Annotated in this window: 18 protein-coding genes; 13 read left to right on the forward strand and 5 right to left on the reverse strand. The window is 61.2% G+C overall.

The features are described 5' to 3' along the window. Nucleotides 1-354 precede the first annotated feature (354 nt). The gene (locus AB7M22_RS16875) at nt 355-1506 is read left to right on the forward strand and encodes a M14 family metallopeptidase (RefSeq protein WP_454187159.1); all 1152 of its coding nucleotides are present in this window, start codon (nt 355-357) and stop codon (nt 1504-1506) included. Nucleotides 1507-1564: 58 nt separating this feature from the next. On the opposite strand, the gene AB7M22_RS16880 is transcribed toward AB7M22_RS16875, so the two are convergent. Beyond that, nucleotides 1565-2011 carry a winged helix-turn-helix transcriptional regulator gene (locus AB7M22_RS16880; RefSeq protein WP_454187160.1) on the reverse strand — a complete coding sequence of 149 codons (447 nt, stop codon included), beginning with the start codon at nt 2009-2011 and terminating at the stop codon, nt 1565-1567. A 96-nt stretch (nt 2012-2107) separates the two neighbouring features. On the opposite strand from AB7M22_RS16880, the gene AB7M22_RS16885 reads away from it, so the two are divergent. Beyond that, entirely contained in the window at nt 2108-3307 is a 1200-nt protein-coding gene (locus AB7M22_RS16885; protein WP_454187161.1) for an MFS transporter, read from the forward strand. 149 nt (nt 3308-3456) lie between these two features. On the opposite strand, the gene AB7M22_RS16890 is transcribed toward AB7M22_RS16885, so the two are convergent. After that, complete coding sequence (locus AB7M22_RS16890; RefSeq protein WP_427622706.1) at nt 3457-4002, reverse strand: cytochrome b; 546 nt, start codon at nt 4000-4002, stop codon at nt 3457-3459. Further along, the gene (locus AB7M22_RS16895; RefSeq protein ID WP_454187162.1) at nt 3999-5093 is read right to left on the reverse strand and encodes a catalase family peroxidase; all 1095 of its coding nucleotides are present in this window, start codon (nt 5091-5093) and stop codon (nt 3999-4001) included. The genes AB7M22_RS16890 and AB7M22_RS16895 overlap by 4 nt, the downstream gene beginning before the upstream one ends. Nucleotides 5094-5257: 164 nt before the next feature. On the opposite strand from AB7M22_RS16895, the gene AB7M22_RS16900 reads away from it, so the two are divergent. Beyond that, nucleotides 5258-5764 carry an RNA polymerase sigma factor gene (locus AB7M22_RS16900; protein ID WP_454188827.1) on the forward strand — a complete coding sequence of 169 codons (507 nt, stop codon included), beginning with the start codon at nt 5258-5260 and terminating at the stop codon, nt 5762-5764. Beyond that, nucleotides 5761-6513, forward strand: coding sequence for an anti-sigma factor family protein (locus tag AB7M22_RS16905; RefSeq protein ID WP_454187163.1), 753 nt, complete (start codon nt 5761-5763; stop codon nt 6511-6513). The genes AB7M22_RS16900 and AB7M22_RS16905 overlap by 4 nt, the downstream gene beginning before the upstream one ends. Before the next feature lie 133 nt (nt 6514-6646). Here the strand turns inward: AB7M22_RS16905 and AB7M22_RS16910 are convergent, their stop codons facing one another. After that, nucleotides 6647-7483, reverse strand: a complete 837-nt coding sequence (locus tag AB7M22_RS16910; RefSeq protein ID WP_007896916.1) for an IclR family transcriptional regulator — start codon at nt 7481-7483, stop codon at nt 6647-6649. A gap of 244 nt (nt 7484-7727) precedes the next feature. On the opposite strand from AB7M22_RS16910, the gene AB7M22_RS16915 reads away from it, so the two are divergent. The 9 genes from AB7M22_RS16915 to AB7M22_RS16955 all read left to right on the forward strand — a co-directional run bounded on the left by AB7M22_RS16915 (nt 7728) and on the right by AB7M22_RS16955 (nt 17278). Further along, nucleotides 7728-8753, forward strand: a complete 1026-nt coding sequence (locus tag AB7M22_RS16915; protein ID WP_454187164.1) for an ABC transporter ATP-binding protein — start codon at nt 7728-7730, stop codon at nt 8751-8753. Continuing rightward, on the forward strand, nt 8750-9628 hold the full coding sequence (locus tag AB7M22_RS16920) for an ABC transporter permease (protein ID WP_008014263.1): 879 nt from the start codon (nt 8750-8752) through the stop codon (nt 9626-9628). Before AB7M22_RS16915 ends, AB7M22_RS16920 begins: the two co-directional genes overlap by 4 nt. A 6-nt stretch (nt 9629-9634) precedes the next feature. Next, complete coding sequence (locus AB7M22_RS16925; RefSeq protein WP_007896923.1) at nt 9635-10429, forward strand: ABC transporter permease; 795 nt, start codon at nt 9635-9637, stop codon at nt 10427-10429. A 7-nt stretch (nt 10430-10436) separates the two neighbouring features. Then, nucleotides 10437-10727 carry a (2Fe-2S)-binding protein gene (locus tag AB7M22_RS16930; RefSeq protein ID WP_454187165.1) on the forward strand — a complete coding sequence of 97 codons (291 nt, stop codon included), beginning with the start codon at nt 10437-10439 and terminating at the stop codon, nt 10725-10727. Nucleotides 10728-10881: 154 nt separating this feature from the next. Further along, on the forward strand, nt 10882-12237 hold the full coding sequence (locus AB7M22_RS16935; protein ID WP_454187166.1) for an FAD-dependent oxidoreductase: 1356 nt from the start codon (nt 10882-10884) through the stop codon (nt 12235-12237). Beyond that, nucleotides 12234-13349: an NAD(P)/FAD-dependent oxidoreductase gene (locus AB7M22_RS16940; RefSeq protein WP_454187167.1), complete on the forward strand. Its 1116-nt coding sequence runs from the start codon at nt 12234-12236 to the stop codon at nt 13347-13349. The genes AB7M22_RS16935 and AB7M22_RS16940 overlap by 4 nt, the downstream gene beginning before the upstream one ends. Nucleotides 13350-13366: 17 nt before the next feature. Continuing rightward, entirely contained in the window at nt 13367-14428 is a 1062-nt protein-coding gene (locus tag AB7M22_RS16945) for an ABC transporter substrate-binding protein (protein ID WP_454187168.1), read from the forward strand. Between the two features lie 220 nt (nt 14429-14648). Continuing rightward, nucleotides 14649-15773, forward strand: coding sequence for a cell division protein ZapE (gene zapE, locus AB7M22_RS16950; protein ID WP_454187169.1), 1125 nt, complete (start codon nt 14649-14651; stop codon nt 15771-15773). A gap of 203 nt (nt 15774-15976) precedes the next feature. Continuing rightward, entirely contained in the window at nt 15977-17278 is a 1302-nt protein-coding gene (locus AB7M22_RS16955) for a leucine-rich repeat-containing protein kinase family protein (RefSeq protein ID WP_454187170.1), read from the forward strand. Between the two features lie 111 nt (nt 17279-17389). On the opposite strand, the gene AB7M22_RS16960 is transcribed toward AB7M22_RS16955, so the two are convergent. Continuing rightward, nucleotides 17390-18094: a YebC/PmpR family DNA-binding transcriptional regulator gene (locus AB7M22_RS16960; RefSeq protein WP_007903391.1), complete on the reverse strand. Its 705-nt coding sequence runs from the start codon at nt 18092-18094 to the stop codon at nt 17390-17392. Nucleotides 18095-18284: the final 190 nt, after the last annotated feature.

Here is an 18284-nt window from a genome sequence, read left to right on the forward strand (position 1 = left end):
GGTCGGTCTCCTGGACTATCTCCTCATCAGGCTAATCACGGTTTTTGACCCGGCTTTTTGCCGGGTCTTTTTTTTGCCAGTTATTCTGGCTTTGGCTTCAGGCTAATGAAGTCTGTGGGTGCTGCAAATTCGATTGGCGCGGATGATATCAAATGAATATCTGTTGGCAAGAGAGGCCCGGTAACATTGGGCCAAACTAACGCAAAATAGCACTTGAGAATCACTTGCACAGTCTCTAAGCTGCATCGGCGTCAAGGAGGACGCCCCCCCTTTTCACCCCCGTAATTTCCCCCCGGTTTCTCCCTCTCTTGCGTGTAAAGTAGCAGCCATAAAAATCATATTCAGGAACCGATTATGGCCGTGGGTAAATCTTCTTTCGACATCAGTGCAAACTTCGACAGCGGCAACATCGAAGTGCTGGATATCAGCAATCCTTTGCAAGCGCTGCTGGCGATCAAGCCAGACACCCGCAGCCAGCACTTCCAGTGGTTCCACTTCAAGGCCAGCGGTCTGCACGTCGGTCAAGAGCATTGGTTTCGTCTGAACAACGCCAGTAAATCCTCGTACAACAAAGCCTGGGATGGCTATCAGGCGGTGGCGTCCTACGACCACGTCAACTGGTTCCGGGTGCCAACCATCTTCGAAGGCGACTGCCTGCGTTTCAGCCTCGAAGCCACTGCCACGCATGCCTGGTTCGCCTACTTCGAGCCCTACAGCCGTGGCCGGCATGACTGGCTGATCGAACAGGCACTGACCAAAACCGGTACCGAACTGCTGGCCACCGGCAAGAGCGTTGAAGGTCGCGACATCCAGTTACTGCGCAAAGGTACGGGTGCCGAAGGTCAGCGCAAGGTCTGGATCATCGCCCAGCAACACCCGGGCGAACACATGGCCGAATGGTTCATGGAAGGCGTGATCGAGCGCCTGGAAAAACACGACGACCCGGTACTGAAAAAACTCCTGGCCAGTGCCGACCTGTACCTGGTGCCGAACATGAACCCGGACGGCGCCTTCCACGGTCATTTGCGTACCAACGCCATGGGCCAGGACCTGAATCGCGCCTGGCAGAGCGCCAGCCAGGAAATCAGCCCGGAGGTACTGTTCGTTCAGCAGCAGATGGAAAAGTATGGCGTCGACCTGTTCCTCGACATCCATGGCGATGAAGAAATCCCCTACGTGTTCACCGCCGGTTGCGAAGGCAATCCGGGCTATACGCCACGGATCGAACAACTCGAAGCGCATTTCCGCGATCATCTGAAACACCAGACCAAAGACTTCCAGATCAAACACGGCTACACCCGCGACTTGCCTGGCAAGGCCAACATGACCCTGGCCTGCAACAGCGTCGGTCAGAAGTTCGACTGCCTGTCGCTGACCCTGGAAATGCCTTTCAAGGACAATAACGACGCACCGAACCCGCTGACCGGCTGGTCCGGCAAACGCTCCAAGCAGTTGGCCAAGGACGTACTGACGACCATCGCCGACATGGTCGATACCTTGCGCTGACCGCCCTTAAAATCAAAAGATCGCAGGCTTCTGCCGAAGGCTGCGATCTTTTGATGTTTCACTCGGCAGCAATCCGCAGACAATCCTCCGGCCCCAACAAACGCCCATCCTCGGCACGTAATTCCAGAGCCCGCACCGGTTTACCGTTCTCACGATCGACAACCCGCGAATGCACCTCCCCCGCCTCATAGAAAAACGCCTCGCCCCACTGCCGCAATCCGATGATCAACGGGAACAGACCCTTGCCCTTCTCCGTCAGCACGTATTCCTGATACGCGCTGCCGTCCGACGCTGGCACCAGATCAAAAATCCCGTGAGCCACCAACGTGCGCAGGCGTACCGAGAGAATGTTTTTCGCCATGCCCAGATTGCGCTGGAATTCACCGAATCGCCGCAGGCCATCGAACGCATCGCGCACGATCAATAACGACCACCAATCCCCAATCGCGTCCAATGAACGAGCAACCGGGCACTCGGCGCCCTCCATGCTTGTACGTTTAACCATAACCACGTCCGCCGGCAACCCATGTGGTTGCAATATAAAACCAGACTCTCTACCGTACAACTGGTTTTATTTTGAAACCACAAAAGGACGTCTGTGATGAAACCTGACCACCCGTTAAGCGGCGCAGTGGTGCTGCTGTTTGCCGTCGCCTGCGGCCTGGCTGTCGGCAATGTGTATTACGCACAACCGCTGCTCGATGCCATGGCCGAAGCCTTCGCCATGGAGCCGGCAACTATCGGAATCGTCGTCACCCTTACCCAGATCGGTTATGGCGTGGGTCTGTTGCTCCTGGTTCCACTAGGGGATCTGCTCAACCGCCGCCGGCTGATCGTCGTGCAAACCCTGTTGTCGGCCCTGGCCTTGTTGATGATCGCGTTAGCGTCGAACAGCACCTGGCTGTTGCTCGGCATGGCGTTGACCGGGTTACTGGCGGTCGTGACACAAGTCCTGGTGGCCTACGCAGCGACCCTGGCCATCCCGGCGCAACGTGGACGCGTGGTGGGCGTGATCACCAGCGGCATTGTCGTCGGCATTCTGTTGGCACGAACGGTGGCGGGCGGCATGGCCGATCTGGCCGGTTGGCGTTCGATTTATCTGTTGTCCGCCGGGTTGACCCTGATGATGGCGCTGCTGTTGTTTCGTGTGCTGCCCAAGCACGAAGATGCGCGACCGGATAGCGCTTACGGTGCGTTGATCGGCTCGGTATTCACGTTATTCAAGGAAGAACCGGTATTGCGTCAACGGGCCATGCTCGCCCTGCTGACCTTCGCCAGCGCCATGGTGTTGTGGACGCCCTTGGTACTGCCACTGAGTGCCCCGCCGCTTTCACTTTCCCACACCGAAATAGGACTGTTCGGCCTGGCCGGAGCCGCCGGTGCGCTGGCCGCCGCTCGCGCCGGGCATCTGGCCGATCGCGGTCTGGGTCAATGGACCAGTGGACTGTCGTTGCTGCTGATGCTCGCCTCGTGGCTGCCCATCGCCCTCACCCAATCCTCGTTATGGGCGCTGCTGCTTGGGGTGATTACGCTGGATCTGGGTTTGCAGGCCGTTCATGTCACCAGCCAGAGCATGATCTACAGCGTGCGCCCCGAAGCGCAAAGCCGACTCACCGCCGGCTACATGCTGTTCTATTCGATCGGCAGCGCCTTGGGTTCTATCGGTTCGACGGCGATGTACGCCTGGGGGGGATGGATCGGGGTGTGCTGGCTGGGTGCGGGCATCAATGCCGTGGCGCTGATTTATTGGTGGCTGACGTTGGCCACGAAGACTCAACCTGTAGAAGCAGCTTCACGCTGACGCGTAGGAGCTGCCGCGTAGGAGCTGCCGCAGGCTGCGATATTTTGATCTTGTGGACACCTTCGATTCTTAAGATCAAAAGATCGCAGCCTTCGGCAGCTCCTACGTTGACCGTGTACAACCGCAGAATTTGGCTGCAGCTGTTGGGATCAGCCGCGATCCTTACCCCGCAGCATGCTGTTCAGCACGTCATCGCGGCGCACCCAACCGTGAAACAACGCCGCCGCCAAGTGCAGCAGCACGGTCAGGAACAGCAGGTACGCCAGATACCCATGCGCCTGACGCAGGAACGCAAACACCTGCGCATTCGCCGGCAGGATCGACGGCAATTGCAGTGAACTACTGAGCATCACCGGATCGCCAGCCGCCGAAATCATCGCCCAACCCAGCAATGGCAAAATCAACATCAAGGCGTACAACAAGATATGCGAAGCCTTGGCCGCGAACGCTTGCCAGCCCGGCAGGTCCGCTGGCAGCGGTGGTTGCCGGGTCGAAAAGCGCACAGCCAGACGCACGATCACCAGCAACAGAATCGCCACGCCCAGAGGTTTGTGCAGATGGATCAGCCACTCATGACGCTCGGACACCGAGGCCACCATGCCCGCGCCGATAAACAGCATCGAGATGATCATCAGCGCCATCAGCCAATGCAGCAGCCGCGCCAACGGCGCGAAATGATTCGGTTGAGCGCTCATTGTCGAGACTCCTGTTTAGCGTTGGGCAATTGCGTCACTTCGCTGGTACGGCGCAGGTAGGAACGGGCGTAACCCGCTGAGCGAGCGGCAAGCAGCGGATCGTCGGAGCCTTCGATACCGCTGGGCAATACCAGCGGGTCGTAGTTGATGTCACGGCACTCGCCATTGAGTTGCGGCTGAGTGCTTTCGAGCACCAGAGTGCCCGCGTTCAGTACTTTTCGGTCGTCGGGCCAGGACTTGCTCGCGTCGTTGACCGGATCTTCGGGGTTCGCCAGAGTAATGTTCAACTGCCAACGCAGCGGTCCGGCGGCCAAACGCTGCACCAAGTCTTTCTCAAGGAAATCACCGCCCTCGGGGGCCGTTGCACCTGCCGCATCCTGAGCCACTGGCATCATGCTCCAACGCACTGCTTGCCGCTGACCGGCCGCGTTCACCAGGTAAAACGCGTTGACGCTGTTATAGGTTTCCGTCGCATAACTGGCCGAAGGTTTGGCGGTTTTGATCCAGGCCAGAAACGGCGCGGCTTCCGGGTGAGAACCGAAAAACGCTGGGACAGCCGCCGGATTCGGTTTGCCGGTAGCCGGGTCCGGTGACTGTGCTTGTTGCAACTGATAGAACGCCTCGGGCGTGCCCACCGGGAACACCGGCATGCTGTTCATCCCGGTGCGCCATTGCTGGCCGTTGGCCTGGGTGAAACGCAACGCCAGACTGCGGATCGGCACGCTGTTGTCCGGCGCGTAAGGGTTGCCGGCAGGCAGCGCGAAACGCCCGACCACCGGGGTCCGCGCTTCGCTGAACACTTGGGCAGTGGAATACTCGCGCGCCTGGCTGCTGCTCTCGAAATGCCCGATCACGCACACGCCTTTGGCGTGGTTACGACGGAACCCCGGGTGCACGCCGTTGTTTTTCTCCAGCACATTGATCAGCGCTTTCGGCGTCAGTCGCTGTGGGTCGAGTGTGCCATTGACGTAGGCAAAAGCCCCGGCCAGTGCCGCGACCACTGCAGCAATGCCGGTCAGGCGCAACGTCAGGCTCGCGGCACTCAACGGGGGCCGGCCTGGCCCCGCTGGCGGTGATGAGCGATCTACCATGAATGACTCCAGGGCCATCGGCCACAAGTGAGAAGAATCAGGCAGACGAACCGCGCCAGGGTTTATTCCATTGCTCGGTGTTTATTTTTCCAGGCGTGGAATAACCTCGAATGCCGGACGTCTTCCTGAACACTCACCACAGCGTAGTGACTAGTCAGAACTTCATGAACGATCTCGACGAACAACTCAGGGAAGTCATTCCCAGGCTACGACGTTTCGCCGTTTCGCTGACGCGCAACCTCAGCAGCGCCGACGATCTGGTGCAGGCCTGCCTTGAGCGCGCGCTGTCGAGTTGGGGCGATAAACGTCCTGAGGGCGATTTGCGTGCCTGGCTGTTTTCGATTCTTTATCGGCAGTTTCTCGACGCTCATCGCCGCTCCCGGCGTTATGCGCGGATGCTCGAATTCTTTACCGGCCGTGACGATGCGCAGCCTTCGGCGGAGCGCACCGTGATCGCCCAATCGACCCTGCAAGCCTTCGATCAGCTCAGCACCGAGCAACGTGCGCTGCTGCTCTGGGTATCGGTGGAAGGCTTGAGTTATAAGGAGGTCGCCGAGATTCTCGACGTCCCCACCGGCACCGTGATGTCGCGCCTGTCCCGCGCGCGCCAGGCCTTGCGCCAGCTCAGCGACGGTGAAATCACCCGTCCTTCTCTGCGGAGACTCAAATGATCAGCATGCCTCCCGGTGAGCGCGACCTGCACGCCTACATCGATCACCAACTCAGCGATGCCGACCGGCATCTGGTGGAGACTTATCTGGCCGGCAACGCCGAAGTGGCCGCGCAAGTACGCGCCTGGCAGCACGATGCCCAACAATTGCGCGCGGCCCTGAGCGGCGCCTTGCAGCAACCGGCCAACCCGCAACTCGACCCGGCAATGATTCGCCAGCGAGTCACACGCCAGTCGCGCCGTCATCTGGCCAGCGCCGCGATGCTGCTGATCGCAGTCAGCGTCGGCGGATTGGGCGGTTGGCAGGCGCGACAAATGACCCTGGTCAGCGCTCCGCTGCCGATGACCGACGCCATGCAAGCCTACCGCCTGATTGCCCAGCAAGGCATCCTGCCGGCGGATTACAAAGTCAGCGATGACGGCGATATGCAGGGCTGGCTCGATCAATATTTCAGCCAGGCCCAACGCCTGCCGAACCTGACCGCTGCCGGATACAAACCCATCAGCGGGCGGCTGCTCAGCACTGAACAGGGGCCGGCGGCGATGGTGGTTTATGAAGATCAGGGCGGCCACAAAGTCAGCTTCTACGTCCGCCCGCCAGGGCCGAGAAACTTCCTCCTGCCTCGGGGGAGCCGCAGCGATGGTGAGTTGCAGGCCGAGTACTGGTCGGGGGCCGGGTACAACTATGCGATGGTCAGCCCAAGTGACACGCCGGCGGCGCAGATGCTAAAGCAGACGCTGAAGTTCTGATCACACCACTGATCCCTGTGGGAGCGGGCTTGCCCGCGATTGCGGCCGCACATCCAACACTAATGGTGACTGATCCGCCGCTATCGCGGGCAAGCCCGCTCCCACAGGGTCAGCGATTATTTGGAGACTGTGGTCACCCCTGCCCAAACACCTGCGAAGGCCTTCGCAACAGCGGATCGAACGGATTGATCCGCGGCCCGATCAGCGCGGCTTCGCGTTTGAGCATCTCCACCACTGTCGGCAAGCGATCCGGGCCCAGGCGATCGCTGACCGTGGCTACACTCAGCGCCGCCACCGCCCGGCCTTCGCGGTCGAGGATCGGCACGGCCACCCCGGCCATGCCTTGCAATACACCGGTGTTGCGCCCGGCGTAACCGAGGGTGCGCACATTCTCGACTTCCGAACGCAGGAACACCTCGTCGTACAGGTGAAAATCCTTGAGCCGCGGCAAGTTGTAATGAATCACCGTGTCGCGCTCCTCTTCCGGCAGAAACGCCAGAATCGCCAGACTGCCCTGCCCCACGCCGAGCGCCACCCGCCCGCCGATGTCACCGGTAAACGTGCGGATTGGAAACGGCCCTTCACTGCGGTCCAGACAGATCGCATCGAAGCCACTTCGCGCCAGTAAAAACAACGAATCCCCCAACGAAGCCGACAGCCGCAGCAATGCCGGCCGCGCCAGTTCGCGCAAGTTGCCGGTGTTGCCGGCGCGGGCCGCCAAGGCAAAAAACTCCAGGCTCAGGCGATAGCGTTTGCTGCGCGCGTCCTGCTCGACCATGCCCTCGTCCATCAGGCTGCGCAGCAAGCGGTGGGTGGTCGGTTGCGACAAACCGATGCGCTGCGCCAGTTGGGTCACGCGCTCTCCACCTTCGACGGTGTCTCCCAGACTGCGCAGCACTGCAAACAGCCTTGAGACTGCACCCACACCGACCTCATTTTTATTTTCATTCCGCTCAATGGAATCAGGCATGTGATTTCTCGACGATAAATTTACTCACTGAATGAAACTGAAAATAGTCATCGCTTCAGTGAAATAGGCCATTGAGCCCATCCTATTCTTCGTCCTACTCTGCGTCCATCAGGGGCGATTCGAACAACAGCGGCAGCCGACAGAAGTCGAGCGCCAACGCACCCCGGCAACATCCTTTTCGTATCTGCCCATACAAAAAAGCGCGCCTTTGGCGACGCATAACAATCTCAGGTGGAGCGCAGTCATGGCCTTCGTGCAACTTGAAAACCTCGGCAAACGTTACGGCGAGATCGACGCGGTCGTCGCCACCAACCTGTCGGTGGAAAAAGGCGAGTTCGTTTCCTTGCTCGGCCCCTCCGGCTGCGGCAAAACCACCACCCTGCAAATGATCGCCGGCTTCGTTGAAGTCAGCAGCGGGCGCATTGTGCTGGACGGTCGCGACATCACCCACGCCAAACCCGCCAGTCGCGGCCTCGGGGTGGTGTTCCAGAGTTACGCGTTGTTCCCGCACATGACCGTGCAAGACAACGTCGCCTTCGGCCTGCGCATGCGTAAAGTGCCCAACGGCGAGCTACAGCAACGGGTGGATCGGGTGCTGAAACTGGTGCGGTTACACTTGCACGCCGAGCGTTACCCACGAGAACTCTCCGGCGGTCAGCGCCAGCGTGTTGCGCTGGCCCGGGCGTTGGTCATCGAGCCGCCGGTGCTGCTGCTCGACGAACCGCTGTCCAACCTCGACGCCAATTTGCGCGAGGAGATGCAGTTCGAAATCCGCCGCATCCAGCGTGAGGTCGGCATCACCACGCTGATGGTCACCCATGATCAGTCCGAAGCGCTGTCGATCAGCGACCGGGTGGTGGTCATGCAGGCCGGGCGCATCACTCAGATCGACGCGCCCTACACCCTCTACGAACACCCGCGCACCGAGTTCATTTCCGGCTTCGTCGGCAAGGCCAACCTGCTGCCCGGCGAGCGGGACAGCGCTGGTGTCGTGCAAGTCTGCGGCCGTGGTGACGGTGAGCTGACCCTGAGCCTGCGCCCGGAAAAAATCGATCTGCGTGATGTTGGCCATGGTCGTTTGCAAGGCAAGATCGTCAGCCGCTTCTTCCTCGGCAGCCAATGGCTGTACGGCGTATCGACGACCTTGGGCGAACTCTGTGTGGTACGCCGCAACGACGGCTCGGCACCGCTGGCCGAAGGCACCGCGGTGGGGCTCGACTGGGACGCGGCGCTGCTGCGGGTACTGAGTGTCGATGAGGTGTCGGCATGAGTACGCTTGCCGTCATCCGCCAAGGGCGCCAGGGACGTCAGGGGTATTGGTTATCGGCACCGGCCCTGGCGTTGTACCTCGGCCTGCTGGTTATCCCGCTGCTGCTGACCTTGGTGCTGTCGTTCAACGTCTTCGACTACAGCTCGGGGATCAACAGCGACGCCTACACCCTCGATCATTACAGCAGCCTGCTGGGCGATCCGTACTTCTACGAGATCTTTCTGAGGACGTTCTGGATCAGCGCCCTGACCACCCTGCTCTGCGTGGTGATCGGTGTGCCCGAGGCCTACATCCTCAGCCGCATGGGCGCGCCGTGGCGCTCGATCTTCCTGATTCTGATCCTCACGCCGTTGCTGATTTCGGTGGTGGTGCGTGCCTTCGGCTGGAGCCTGTTGCTCGGCGCCGACGGCCTGGTCAACCAGACCCTGCAAGCCTTCGGTGGCTCGCCGATGAAGCTGCTTTATACGCCGTTCGCCGTGGTGATCGCCCTGGTTCACGTGATGCTGCCGTTCATGATCATTCCGGTCTGGACCTCGCTGCAGAAACTCGACCCGGCCGCCGAACAGGCCGCGCTGTCGCTGGGCGCCAGCCACCTCACGGTGATGCGCAAAGTGGTGCTGCCACAAATCATGCCCGGCGTGCTCTCCGGCACCTTGATCGTGTTCGGCCTCGCGGCGAGTTCATTTGCCATTCCCGGACTGCTCGGCGGACGCCGGATAAAGATGGTCGCCACGCTGATCTACGACCAGTACCTGTCGGAGCTGAACTGGCCGATGGGCGCGGCCATCGCCGTCGCGCTGCTATTGCTCAACCTGCTGATCATGCTGTCGTGGAACCGGATGATCGAAGGCCGCTACAAGAAGTCATTGGGATAATTCGTCATGTCCAGAAACGGTCCTTTCGCCCTGCTGTTCCATACCCTGGTGGTGCTGTTCATGCTCGCGCCGCTGGTGGTGGTGTGCCTCGTTGCGTTCACCCCGGAAAACACCCTGAGCCTGCCGACCACGGAGTTTTCCCTGCGCTGGTTCCGCGCAGTGTTCGAGCGCGCGGACTTTGTCGATGCGTTCTACAACAGCCTGATCCTGGCGTTCTGCGCCGCCACGCTGGCGACGCTGATCGCAGTGCCGGCAGCCCTGGCGATCACTCGCTTCGAGTTTCCCGGACGGGACTTTTTCAATGGTCTGTTCCTGTCGCCGATCATCATTCCGCACCTGGTGCTGGGCGTCGCATTGCTGCGCTTGTTTGCGCTGATGGGTGTCAACGGCAGCTTCGCCTGGCTGATCTTCGCCCATGTGCTGGTGATCACGCCGTACGTGCTGCGCCTGGTGTTGGCCTCGGCCATCGGTCTGGACCGCAGCGCCGAACATGCCGCGCAATCCCTCGGCGCCGGACGCTTCACGTTGTTCCGGCAAATCACCTTGCCGATGATTTTGCCGGGCGTTGCCGGTGGCTGGCTGCTGGCGTTCATCAACAGTTTCGATGAGGTCACGTTGTCGATCTTCGTCACCTCGCCGGCCACGCAAACGCTGCCGGTGCGCATGTACGTGTACGCCACCGAATCCATCGATCCAATGATGGCGGCGGTGTCGGCACTGGTGATTGCGCTGACCGCGCTGACGATGATTCTGCTCGATCGGGTCTACGGCCTGGATCGGGTTCTGGTGGGTAAACAATGAGGGCGCCATGGCTCTGCTGAAACGACTGGCCGAAGGCGACCGCCCGGCCCTGGACTTTACCCTCGACGGCAAGCCTGCCAGTGGCCTGCTCGGCGACACCCTGCTGACCGCCGTGCTGACCTGCAGCGAACACCTGCGCGGCAGCGACTTCAGCGCCGAGCCCCGCGCCGGTTTCTGCCTGATGGGCGCCTGCCAGGACTGCTGGGTACGCCTGGGCGATGGCCGCCGGGTGCGGGCTTGCTCGACGCTGCTTGAAGCCGGCCAACACATCAACCGCGAACCGGGGCGCTCCCTATGAACACCCCATCGACCTGCACAAACCGGATTCCCTGTGGGAGCGAGCCTGCTCGCGATAGCAATCTGTCAGCCACCACCGATGTTGAATGTACCGCCATCATCGCGAGCAGGCTCGCTCCCACAAGGGTTCGGCGTCTATCACATATGGGGTGGGTATGAAGTCTGTGGTCATCATCGGCGCAGGCCCCGCTGGAATCCGGGCGGCGCAAACCCTCGTCGCCCACGGCGTGCGCCCTGTTCTGCTGGACGAAGCCGCCCGCGGTGGCGGGCAGATTTATCGGCGTCAGCCGGCGAATTTCAAGCGTTCGGCGGTCAAGCTATATGGCTTCGAAGCACGCAAGGCCAAGGCGCTGCATCAAACAATCGACGCACTGCGCGAGCAACTCGATTACCGTCCCGACACGCTGGTGTGGAACACCGAAGCTGGGGCGCTCGACACCTTGCACGAAGGCCGCGCGACGCGTGTGGAATTCTCCCGGGTGATCGTCGCCACGGGCGCCACCGACCGGATACTGCCAGTGCCAGGCTGGACGCTGCCGGGGGTCTACAGCCTCGGCGCGGCGCAGATTGCCTTGAAGTTTCAAGGCTGTGCCATTGGTGAACGCGTGGTGTTTGCCGGCAGCGGACCGTTGCTGTATCTGGTGGCGTACCAATACGCCAAGGCCGGCGCCAATGTAGCCGCCGTGCTCGACAGCTCACCCTTCAGCGCTCAGGTCCGTGCCCTGCCCGGCCTACTGTCGCAACCGGCCACGCTGGCCAAAGGCATTTATTACCGCACCTGGCTAACCGCCCACGGCATCCCGGTGCACCAGGGCGCCACCTTGAAACGCATCGATGGCGAACACCGCGTGCAATCGCTGAACTGGCATAACGCAGCAAGCGAACATCAAATCGAATGCGACGCCGTAGCCTTCGCCCACGGTCTGCGCAGTGAAACCCAACTCGCCGACCTGCTGGGCTGCGAATTCACCTGGAATCCGCTCAACCGCGCCTGGCTGCCGCAGCGTGACAGCGCCGGTCGCAGCAGTGTCGCCGAGGTGTACCTGGCCGGTGACGGCGCCGGCATCATGGGTGCCGACGCGGCCGAAATGGCCGGTGAACGGGCAGCCCTGGCGCTGCTCGAAGACATCGGTTACCTGATCCCGTCACAGCGTGCCACCCAGCTGGAACAATCGCTGAACACTATCGGCAGATTCCGCCAAGGCCTTGAGCGCGCGTTTATCTTTCCCGAAAGCTGGGCCACCAACGCCGCGGATGAACTGATGATTTGCCGTTGCGAAGAAGTGCGCGCCGGCGACATCCGCCAGGTGGTGCGCGAAGGCCATTGGGAGATCAACCGGGTCAAGGCCCATTGCCGGGTCGGCATGGGTCGCTGCCAGGGAAGAATGTGCGGTGCCTCCGCCGCGGAAATCATTGCCTGCGAAAGCCAGCGCTCCATCTCCGACATTGGTCGCCTGAGGGCTCAGGCGCCGATCAAACCCCTGCCGTTCGGTCTGGAGGTCGAGCCATGATCGAGGTCGATGCAATCATTATTGGCGGCGGCATTGTCGGGGCTTCCGCCGCTCTGTTTCTGAGCAAGGCCGGCCGTCGCGTCGCGTTGCTGGAGCGGGACTTTTGCGGTTCGCACTCCAGCGGCGTGAACTACGGCGGTGTGCGTCGTCAGGGCCGACCGCTGTCGCAATTGCCGCTGTCGCAACGGGCTCACGAGATCTGGGGGCAACTGCCGCAGTTGATCGGCATCGACGGCGAGTACCAGCGCAGCGGTCACCTGAAACTCGCCCGCAGCCTCAACGACCTGCACGCCTTGCAGGACTACGCCGCCAGCAGCCAGGGCTTCGGCCTCAATTTGCAGGTACTCGAACGCAACGAATTGCGCGCACGTTTTCCGTGGGTCGGCGATGTGGCGGTCGGTGCCTCGTTGTGCCCGGACGACGGCCACGCCAACCCGCGCCTGGTGTCTCCGGCGTTTGCCCAAATGGCGCGTCGGCATGGCGCGCAGGTGCATGAGCAATGCGCAGTGACGGCGGTGGAGCACGACGGTCAGCGCTTTCGCGTCAGCACTCAAACCGGCCACGAGCTGCAAGCCCCCTGGCTGCTCAACTGCGCCGGCGCCTGGGCCGGCAACCTTGCCGCGCAATTCGACGAAGCGGTGCCGATGCACGCCGGGCACCCGGCAATGCTGGTCACCGAACCGTTGCCGCTGGTGATGAATGCCAGCACCGGCGTCGAGGGTGGCGGCATCTATGCCCGTCAGGTCGCTCGCGGCAATTGTGTGTTGGGCGGCGGCCAGGGCTTTGCCCTCGATGACGCCCGTGCCCGACCTGGTCAGAACGCCGTCATCGAGATCCTGCGCCAGGCCGTCGAGCTGTACCCGTTTCTTGAAGGCGCCCAGGCGATTCGCACCTGGAGCGGCACCGAAGGTTATTTGCCCGATCGCCAACCGGTGATCGGCCACAGCAGCACCCAACCCGGTCTGTTGCACGCGTTCGGCTTTGCCGGCGCAGGCTTTCAGATCGGGCCCGCGGTGGGCCAGGCACTCACCGAGATCATCTGTAGCGGCGCGTCAAAGACGCCGCTGGATGCGTTTTCCATCACCCGGTTTCACTCCATCTCCGTTGCTTGATAGAGGAAGGTCGCGCCATGAATAATTTCAAACGCAGTGCACTGCTCGGTTTCTCTTGGCTAAGTTTTTCTTGCGTGGGCGCCATGCTCACGGTCAGCCAGGCCCAGGCCGAACCGACGCTTTACCTGGGCATGAACGGCGGAACCATGGAGCGGCTCTACGCCGACAAGGTGCTGCCGGCTTTCGAGAAAGCCAATAACGTCAAAGTGGTGATCGTGCCGGGAACCTCCGCCGATATTCTGGCCAAGGTCCAGGCCAGCAAAGGCAACCCGCAGATGCACGTGATGTTCCTCGACGATGGCATCATGTACCGCGCCATCGCCATGGGCTTGTGCGACAAACTCGAAGACAGCCCGACCCTGTCGCAGATTCCGGCCAAGGGCCGCATCAAGGATCAAGCCGTGGCGGTCAGCCTCGGGGTTACGGGGCTGGCGTACAACACGCGGTTGTTCAAGGAAAAAGGCTGGAGCGCGCCGACCTCATGGATGGACATGGCCGACCCGCGCTTCAAGGACAAACTGGTGTTCCAGTCGATGGCTTCGTCGACCTTCGGCCTGCATGGTTTCCTGATGTTCAACCGGATTCAGGGCGGCAGCGAAACCGACGTCGAACCGGGGTTCAAGGCCTGGCCGAACACCGTCGGGCGCAACGTGCTGGAGTACATTCCGAGTTCAGCGAAGATCTCCGAAATGCTCCAGACCGACGAAGCGGCACTGTTCCCGCTGACTCCGACCCAGGTTACCGCGCTGAAACTGAAAGGCATGCCGGTGGAATATGCGCAGCCGAAGGAAGGCTCCGTGGTGCTCAACGTCGCCGAATGCGCCATCGCCAACAATACTCAACCGGAACTGGCGCAGAAACTCGCCGCCTTCCTGCTGACGCCCGAAGCGCAAGCCGCCGCGCTTGAAGACGGCGATCAGATTCCGTCCAACCCGAATACGCCAACCACCGACAAGACCCGTGGTCAGGTCGAGGCGATGAAGCAGTATCTGACGACCGCGATCGCCATCGACTGGGATCAGGTCAACGAACAGCGCCCGGCGTGGAATGCCCGGTGGAATCGCAGTATCGAGCGCTAACGAAAATCCTGTAGGAGCGAGCGGTGCGGCGATCCGACTTGCCCGCGAAGAATGCACCGCGGTTTTTCAGGTATTACGCGTCATCGTTCTTCGCGGGCAAGCCTCGCTCCTACAGGATTAGGGGCAAGCCATCGACACCAGTGGAAGGCAAATTCCCCATTTGGTTACACTACGCCGCCGCAGCTTGGGAGCGGCCTTAAGACTACGGGGTGACTTCACAGTGGCCGTTCGACCGCCCAACCGTCCGCGACTTACACCACGCTGGCCCGCGCTACGCCGTTTCTTCGGCAAGGCATTTGCGGCGCCGGCCAGTGGCAGCGCGCAGGGTCGGGTGATCCACGACTACTTCCACCACAAGGCCCATACCCAGGGCTACACCCTCAGTCACAGCCAGCAGCGAGTGATCGACTGCATGACGCAGCACGCTTCGGCGCTGCTGGGCACATCATCCCCGACACTCCCCGGTCTTTACCTCTATGGTGCCGTCGGGCGCGGCAAGAGCTGGTTGCTCGACGGTTTTTTCCAGGCCATCCCCATCGTGGAAAAACAGCGCCTGCACTTCCATGAGTTTTTTGCACAACTGCACCAGGGTATGTTCAGCCATCGCAATCAGCCCGACCCGCTGGCGACCACCCTCGACGAACTGCTGCAAGACTGCCGGGTGTTATGTTTCGATGAATTCCACGTACATGACATCGGCGATGCGATGCTCATCACGCGGCTGTTCAAGGCGCTGTTTCGCCGGGGGATTGTGCTGCTGGTGACCTCCAACTACCCGCCGGAAGGTTTGCTGCCCAACCCGCTCTACCACGAACGCTTCAAACCGGTGATCGACCTGATCAACACGCGCATGCAGGTGATGGAAGTCGGCGGCCCGCATGATTACCGCAGTCAGGCGCGCCCCCACGCACAGCAGCTGTTCACCCAAGGCCAGTACGTCTGGCCGGCCACGGCGGCCCAGCGTCAGGTGTTGCAGCTGCTCGAACACGACGCACCGGCCATCCAACTGCCCGTCGGGACACGGCACCTGCAAGCCCGATACTGTGAAGGGCGAAGCGTCGGCTTCACCTTCGCCGACCTGTGCGAACACCCTACCGCAGTCATGGACTACCTCGAACTGTGCCGGCATTTCGATCGCTGGATCATCGACAAACTGCCCAGCCTCGTCGACTGTTCAATCGCCGCCCAGCAACGCTTCATCAACCTGATCGACGTCTTGTACGACCAGGACAAGCACCTGATTCTGCTTGGTCACCAGTCATTGCGCGAAAGCCTGGGTGGCGATGCTATCGACCTGGCGCGTACGCGCAGCCGGTTGGGGCAGTTGGTGGAGGTCAAGGAATAGGTTTGATCAAGACTCTTGTGTTGGGCGACCGGCCTCTTCGCGGGCAAGCCTCGCTCCTACAAGGGATCGAGGTACAACACAAAACCGTTGTAGGAGCGAGGCTTGCCCGCGAAGGCGGCCTGACAAGCACCGCAACTTTCCCGCTATCATGTCGCCCATTTCCAGGCCCCACGCCCTCCTTCTGATCAATAGCGAACCTGCCCATGGATACCCTCGCCCAACTGCGCGCCGGCCAACTGTCGGGCATCACCCGTCTGGACTTGTCCTGCGGCCTGACCGAGTTCCCCCGGGAAATTTTCGATCTGGCGGACTCGCTGGAAGTGCTCAACCTCAGCGGCAACGCCTTGCGCAGCTTGCCGGACGACCTGCACCGTCTGACCCGCCTGCGTGTGCTGTTCTGCTCGGATAATCAGTTCACCGAACTGCCCGCCTGTCTCGGTCAATGCGCCGCGCTGACGATGATCGGCTTCAAGGCCAACGCCATCGAATACGTGCCGGGCGCCGCCCTGCCGCCGCTGTTGCGCTGGCTGATCCTGACCGATAACCAAATCAGCGAATTGCCGACCGAACTGGGTGAACGCCCGCATCTGCAAAAACTCATGCTCGCCGGCAACCAGTTACAGCGTCTCCCCGAAAGCCTGAGCCATTGCCATCGACTTGAGCTGATCCGCATCGCCGCCAATCAGCTCACCGAGCTTCCCGAGTGGCTGCTGACCCTGCCGAGCCTGACTTGGCTGGCGTATGCCGGTAACCCGCTGGAAACCGAAGCCGATGCGGCTGCACTTGAAGCCACGGCGAGCATTCCCTGGTCGGGGTTGAACCTTGAGAAAAAACTCGGCGAAGGCGCCTCGGGGGTTATTCATCAGGCGTTGTGGGAGCAGACGAAACAGGTCGCGGTGAAACTCTACAAAGGCGAAATGACCAGCGATGGCTCGCCGTTGCACGAAATGAACGCCTGCATCACTGCCGGCATCCACCCCAACCTGATCCGGGTCGAGGGCCGAATTGTCGATCACCCGCAGCAAACGGCCGGGCTGGTGATGCAACTGATCGATCCGAGTTACCGCAACCTGGCCGGGCTGCCGAGCCTGGCGTCCTGCACCCGCGACGTCTACGCCGACGACACCCGGTTCAGCGCTGGCGTGGCACTGCGCATCGCCAGTGGAATTGCTTCAGTGGCTGAACATCTGCACCGGCAAGGCATCACCCACGGCGACCTCTACGGCCACAACATTCTGTGGAACGAGCACGGGGATTGCCTGTTGGGCGACTTTGGTGCGGCATCATTCCATGCCACCTCGGACAGCCTTGAAAGCCGCGCGCTGCAACGGATCGAAGTGCGGGCGTTCGGGGTGCTGCTGGAGGAATTGCTGGAGCGCACCGACTCGGGGCTGAGCGATGAACAGCGCGTCGCGTTAGAGGATTTACAACAGCGTTGCTGTCAGCCAGATGTGCTGGCGCGGCCGGGGTTCAGCGAGATTGTGCGGGAATTGAAGGGACGGTGACCGCTGCGCGGTCAATCGCGAGCAGGCTCGCTCCCACAATTGATCTGTGCGTTCACAAATCTCCTGTGGGAGCGAGCCTGCTCGCGATGGCGTGGTCACTGAAGAAGCAGATTAACCCGCCAACCCGACAAACATGTCCTGCACGTCATCATGGTTATCGAGGCCTTCGAGGAACGCTTCGACTTCAGCCATCTGTTCATCGCTCAGACCGCTGACCGGGTTCTTCGGCTGGTAACCCAACTTGGCCGACAACACGGTGAAACCCTGCTCCGGCAGCGCTTTCTGTACCGCATCCAGGTCCGCAGGTTCGGTCAGGAACAGCGTCGCGCCGTCTTCACCCGGCTCGAAATCCTGGGCGCCGGCTTCGATTGCGGCCATTTCCGGATCGGCGTCAGGGCTGTCCGGGGACGCCTCGATCATGCCGACGTGGTTGAAGTCCCAGGCCACGGAACCGGAAGCGCCCAACTGGCCCTTGCGGAACGCGACGCGGATTTCAGCGACGGTGCGGTTGATGTTGTCAGTCACGCATTCAACGATCAGCGGCACCTGATGCGGTGCGAACCCTTCATACGTCACGCGATGGTATTGCACGGTTTCGCCGAGCTGGCCGGAGCCTTTCTTGATCGCGCGTTCCAGGGTTTCGCGGGGCATCGAGGCTTTTTTCGCCTGTTCGACCACCAGACGCAGGTGTGCGTTGGTGGTGGTATCGGCACCGTTGCGGGCAGCGATGGTGATTTCTTTCACCAGTTTGCCGAAGATCTTGCCTTTGGCGTTGGCTGCCGCTTCTTTGTGTTTAACCTTCCACTGTGCGCCCATTACTCACTCTCTTGATCTGTGGCGCCGAGACATCTATTGGCCGACGCGTTGCGCAAGTTTATACGGCCTAAAGATGCCAATCGACCAAAAATTCCAAGATCTTTACCCCAAGACCGATCGACATTTTCACCAGCGCTTGTAGGGCAATTCTGAAAAGGCGATTTGCGATGACGCTTCAGGGCTGTGGTTT

The organism is Pseudomonas sp. ADAK2 TE3594 (assembly GCF_053628675.1).

What these genes read in the sequence shown, in the direction of transcription:
- AB7M22_RS16885 (WP_454187161.1), top strand. Translation starts at nt 2,108, where the DNA reads ATGAAACCTGACCACCCGTTAAGCGGCGCAGTGGTGCTGCTGTTTGCC.
- AB7M22_RS16960 (WP_007903391.1), bottom strand. Translation starts at nt 18,094, where the DNA reads ATGGGCGCACAGTGGAAGGTTAAACACAAAGAAGCGGCAGCCAACGCC.
- AB7M22_RS16875 (WP_454187159.1), top strand. Translation starts at nt 355, where the DNA reads ATGGCCGTGGGTAAATCTTCTTTCGACATCAGTGCAAACTTCGACAGC.
- AB7M22_RS16900 (WP_454188827.1), top strand. Translation starts at nt 5,258, where the DNA reads ATGAACGATCTCGACGAACAACTCAGGGAAGTCATTCCCAGGCTACGA.
- AB7M22_RS16920 (WP_008014263.1), top strand. Translation starts at nt 8,750, where the DNA reads ATGAGTACGCTTGCCGTCATCCGCCAAGGGCGCCAGGGACGTCAGGGG.
- AB7M22_RS16925 (WP_007896923.1), top strand. Translation starts at nt 9,635, where the DNA reads ATGTCCAGAAACGGTCCTTTCGCCCTGCTGTTCCATACCCTGGTGGTG.
- AB7M22_RS16935 (WP_454187166.1), top strand. Translation starts at nt 10,882, where the DNA reads ATGAAGTCTGTGGTCATCATCGGCGCAGGCCCCGCTGGAATCCGGGCG.
- AB7M22_RS16890 (WP_427622706.1), bottom strand. Translation starts at nt 4,002, where the DNA reads ATGAGCGCTCAACCGAATCATTTCGCGCCGTTGGCGCGGCTGCTGCAT.
- AB7M22_RS16955 (WP_454187170.1), top strand. Translation starts at nt 15,977, where the DNA reads ATGGATACCCTCGCCCAACTGCGCGCCGGCCAACTGTCGGGCATCACC.
- AB7M22_RS16945 (WP_454187168.1), top strand. Translation starts at nt 13,367, where the DNA reads ATGAATAATTTCAAACGCAGTGCACTGCTCGGTTTCTCTTGGCTAAGT.
- AB7M22_RS16915 (WP_454187164.1), top strand. Translation starts at nt 7,728, where the DNA reads ATGGCCTTCGTGCAACTTGAAAACCTCGGCAAACGTTACGGCGAGATC.
- AB7M22_RS16905 (WP_454187163.1), top strand. Translation starts at nt 5,761, where the DNA reads ATGATCAGCATGCCTCCCGGTGAGCGCGACCTGCACGCCTACATCGAT.
- AB7M22_RS16940 (WP_454187167.1), top strand. Translation starts at nt 12,234, where the DNA reads ATGATCGAGGTCGATGCAATCATTATTGGCGGCGGCATTGTCGGGGCT.
- AB7M22_RS16910 (WP_007896916.1), bottom strand. Translation starts at nt 7,483, where the DNA reads ATGCCTGATTCCATTGAGCGGAATGAAAATAAAAATGAGGTCGGTGTG.
- AB7M22_RS16880 (WP_454187160.1), bottom strand. Translation starts at nt 2,011, where the DNA reads ATGGTTAAACGTACAAGCATGGAGGGCGCCGAGTGCCCGGTTGCTCGT.
- AB7M22_RS16895 (WP_454187162.1), bottom strand. Translation starts at nt 5,093, where the DNA reads ATGGTAGATCGCTCATCACCGCCAGCGGGGCCAGGCCGGCCCCCGTTG.
- AB7M22_RS16930 (WP_454187165.1), top strand. Translation starts at nt 10,437, where the DNA reads ATGGCTCTGCTGAAACGACTGGCCGAAGGCGACCGCCCGGCCCTGGAC.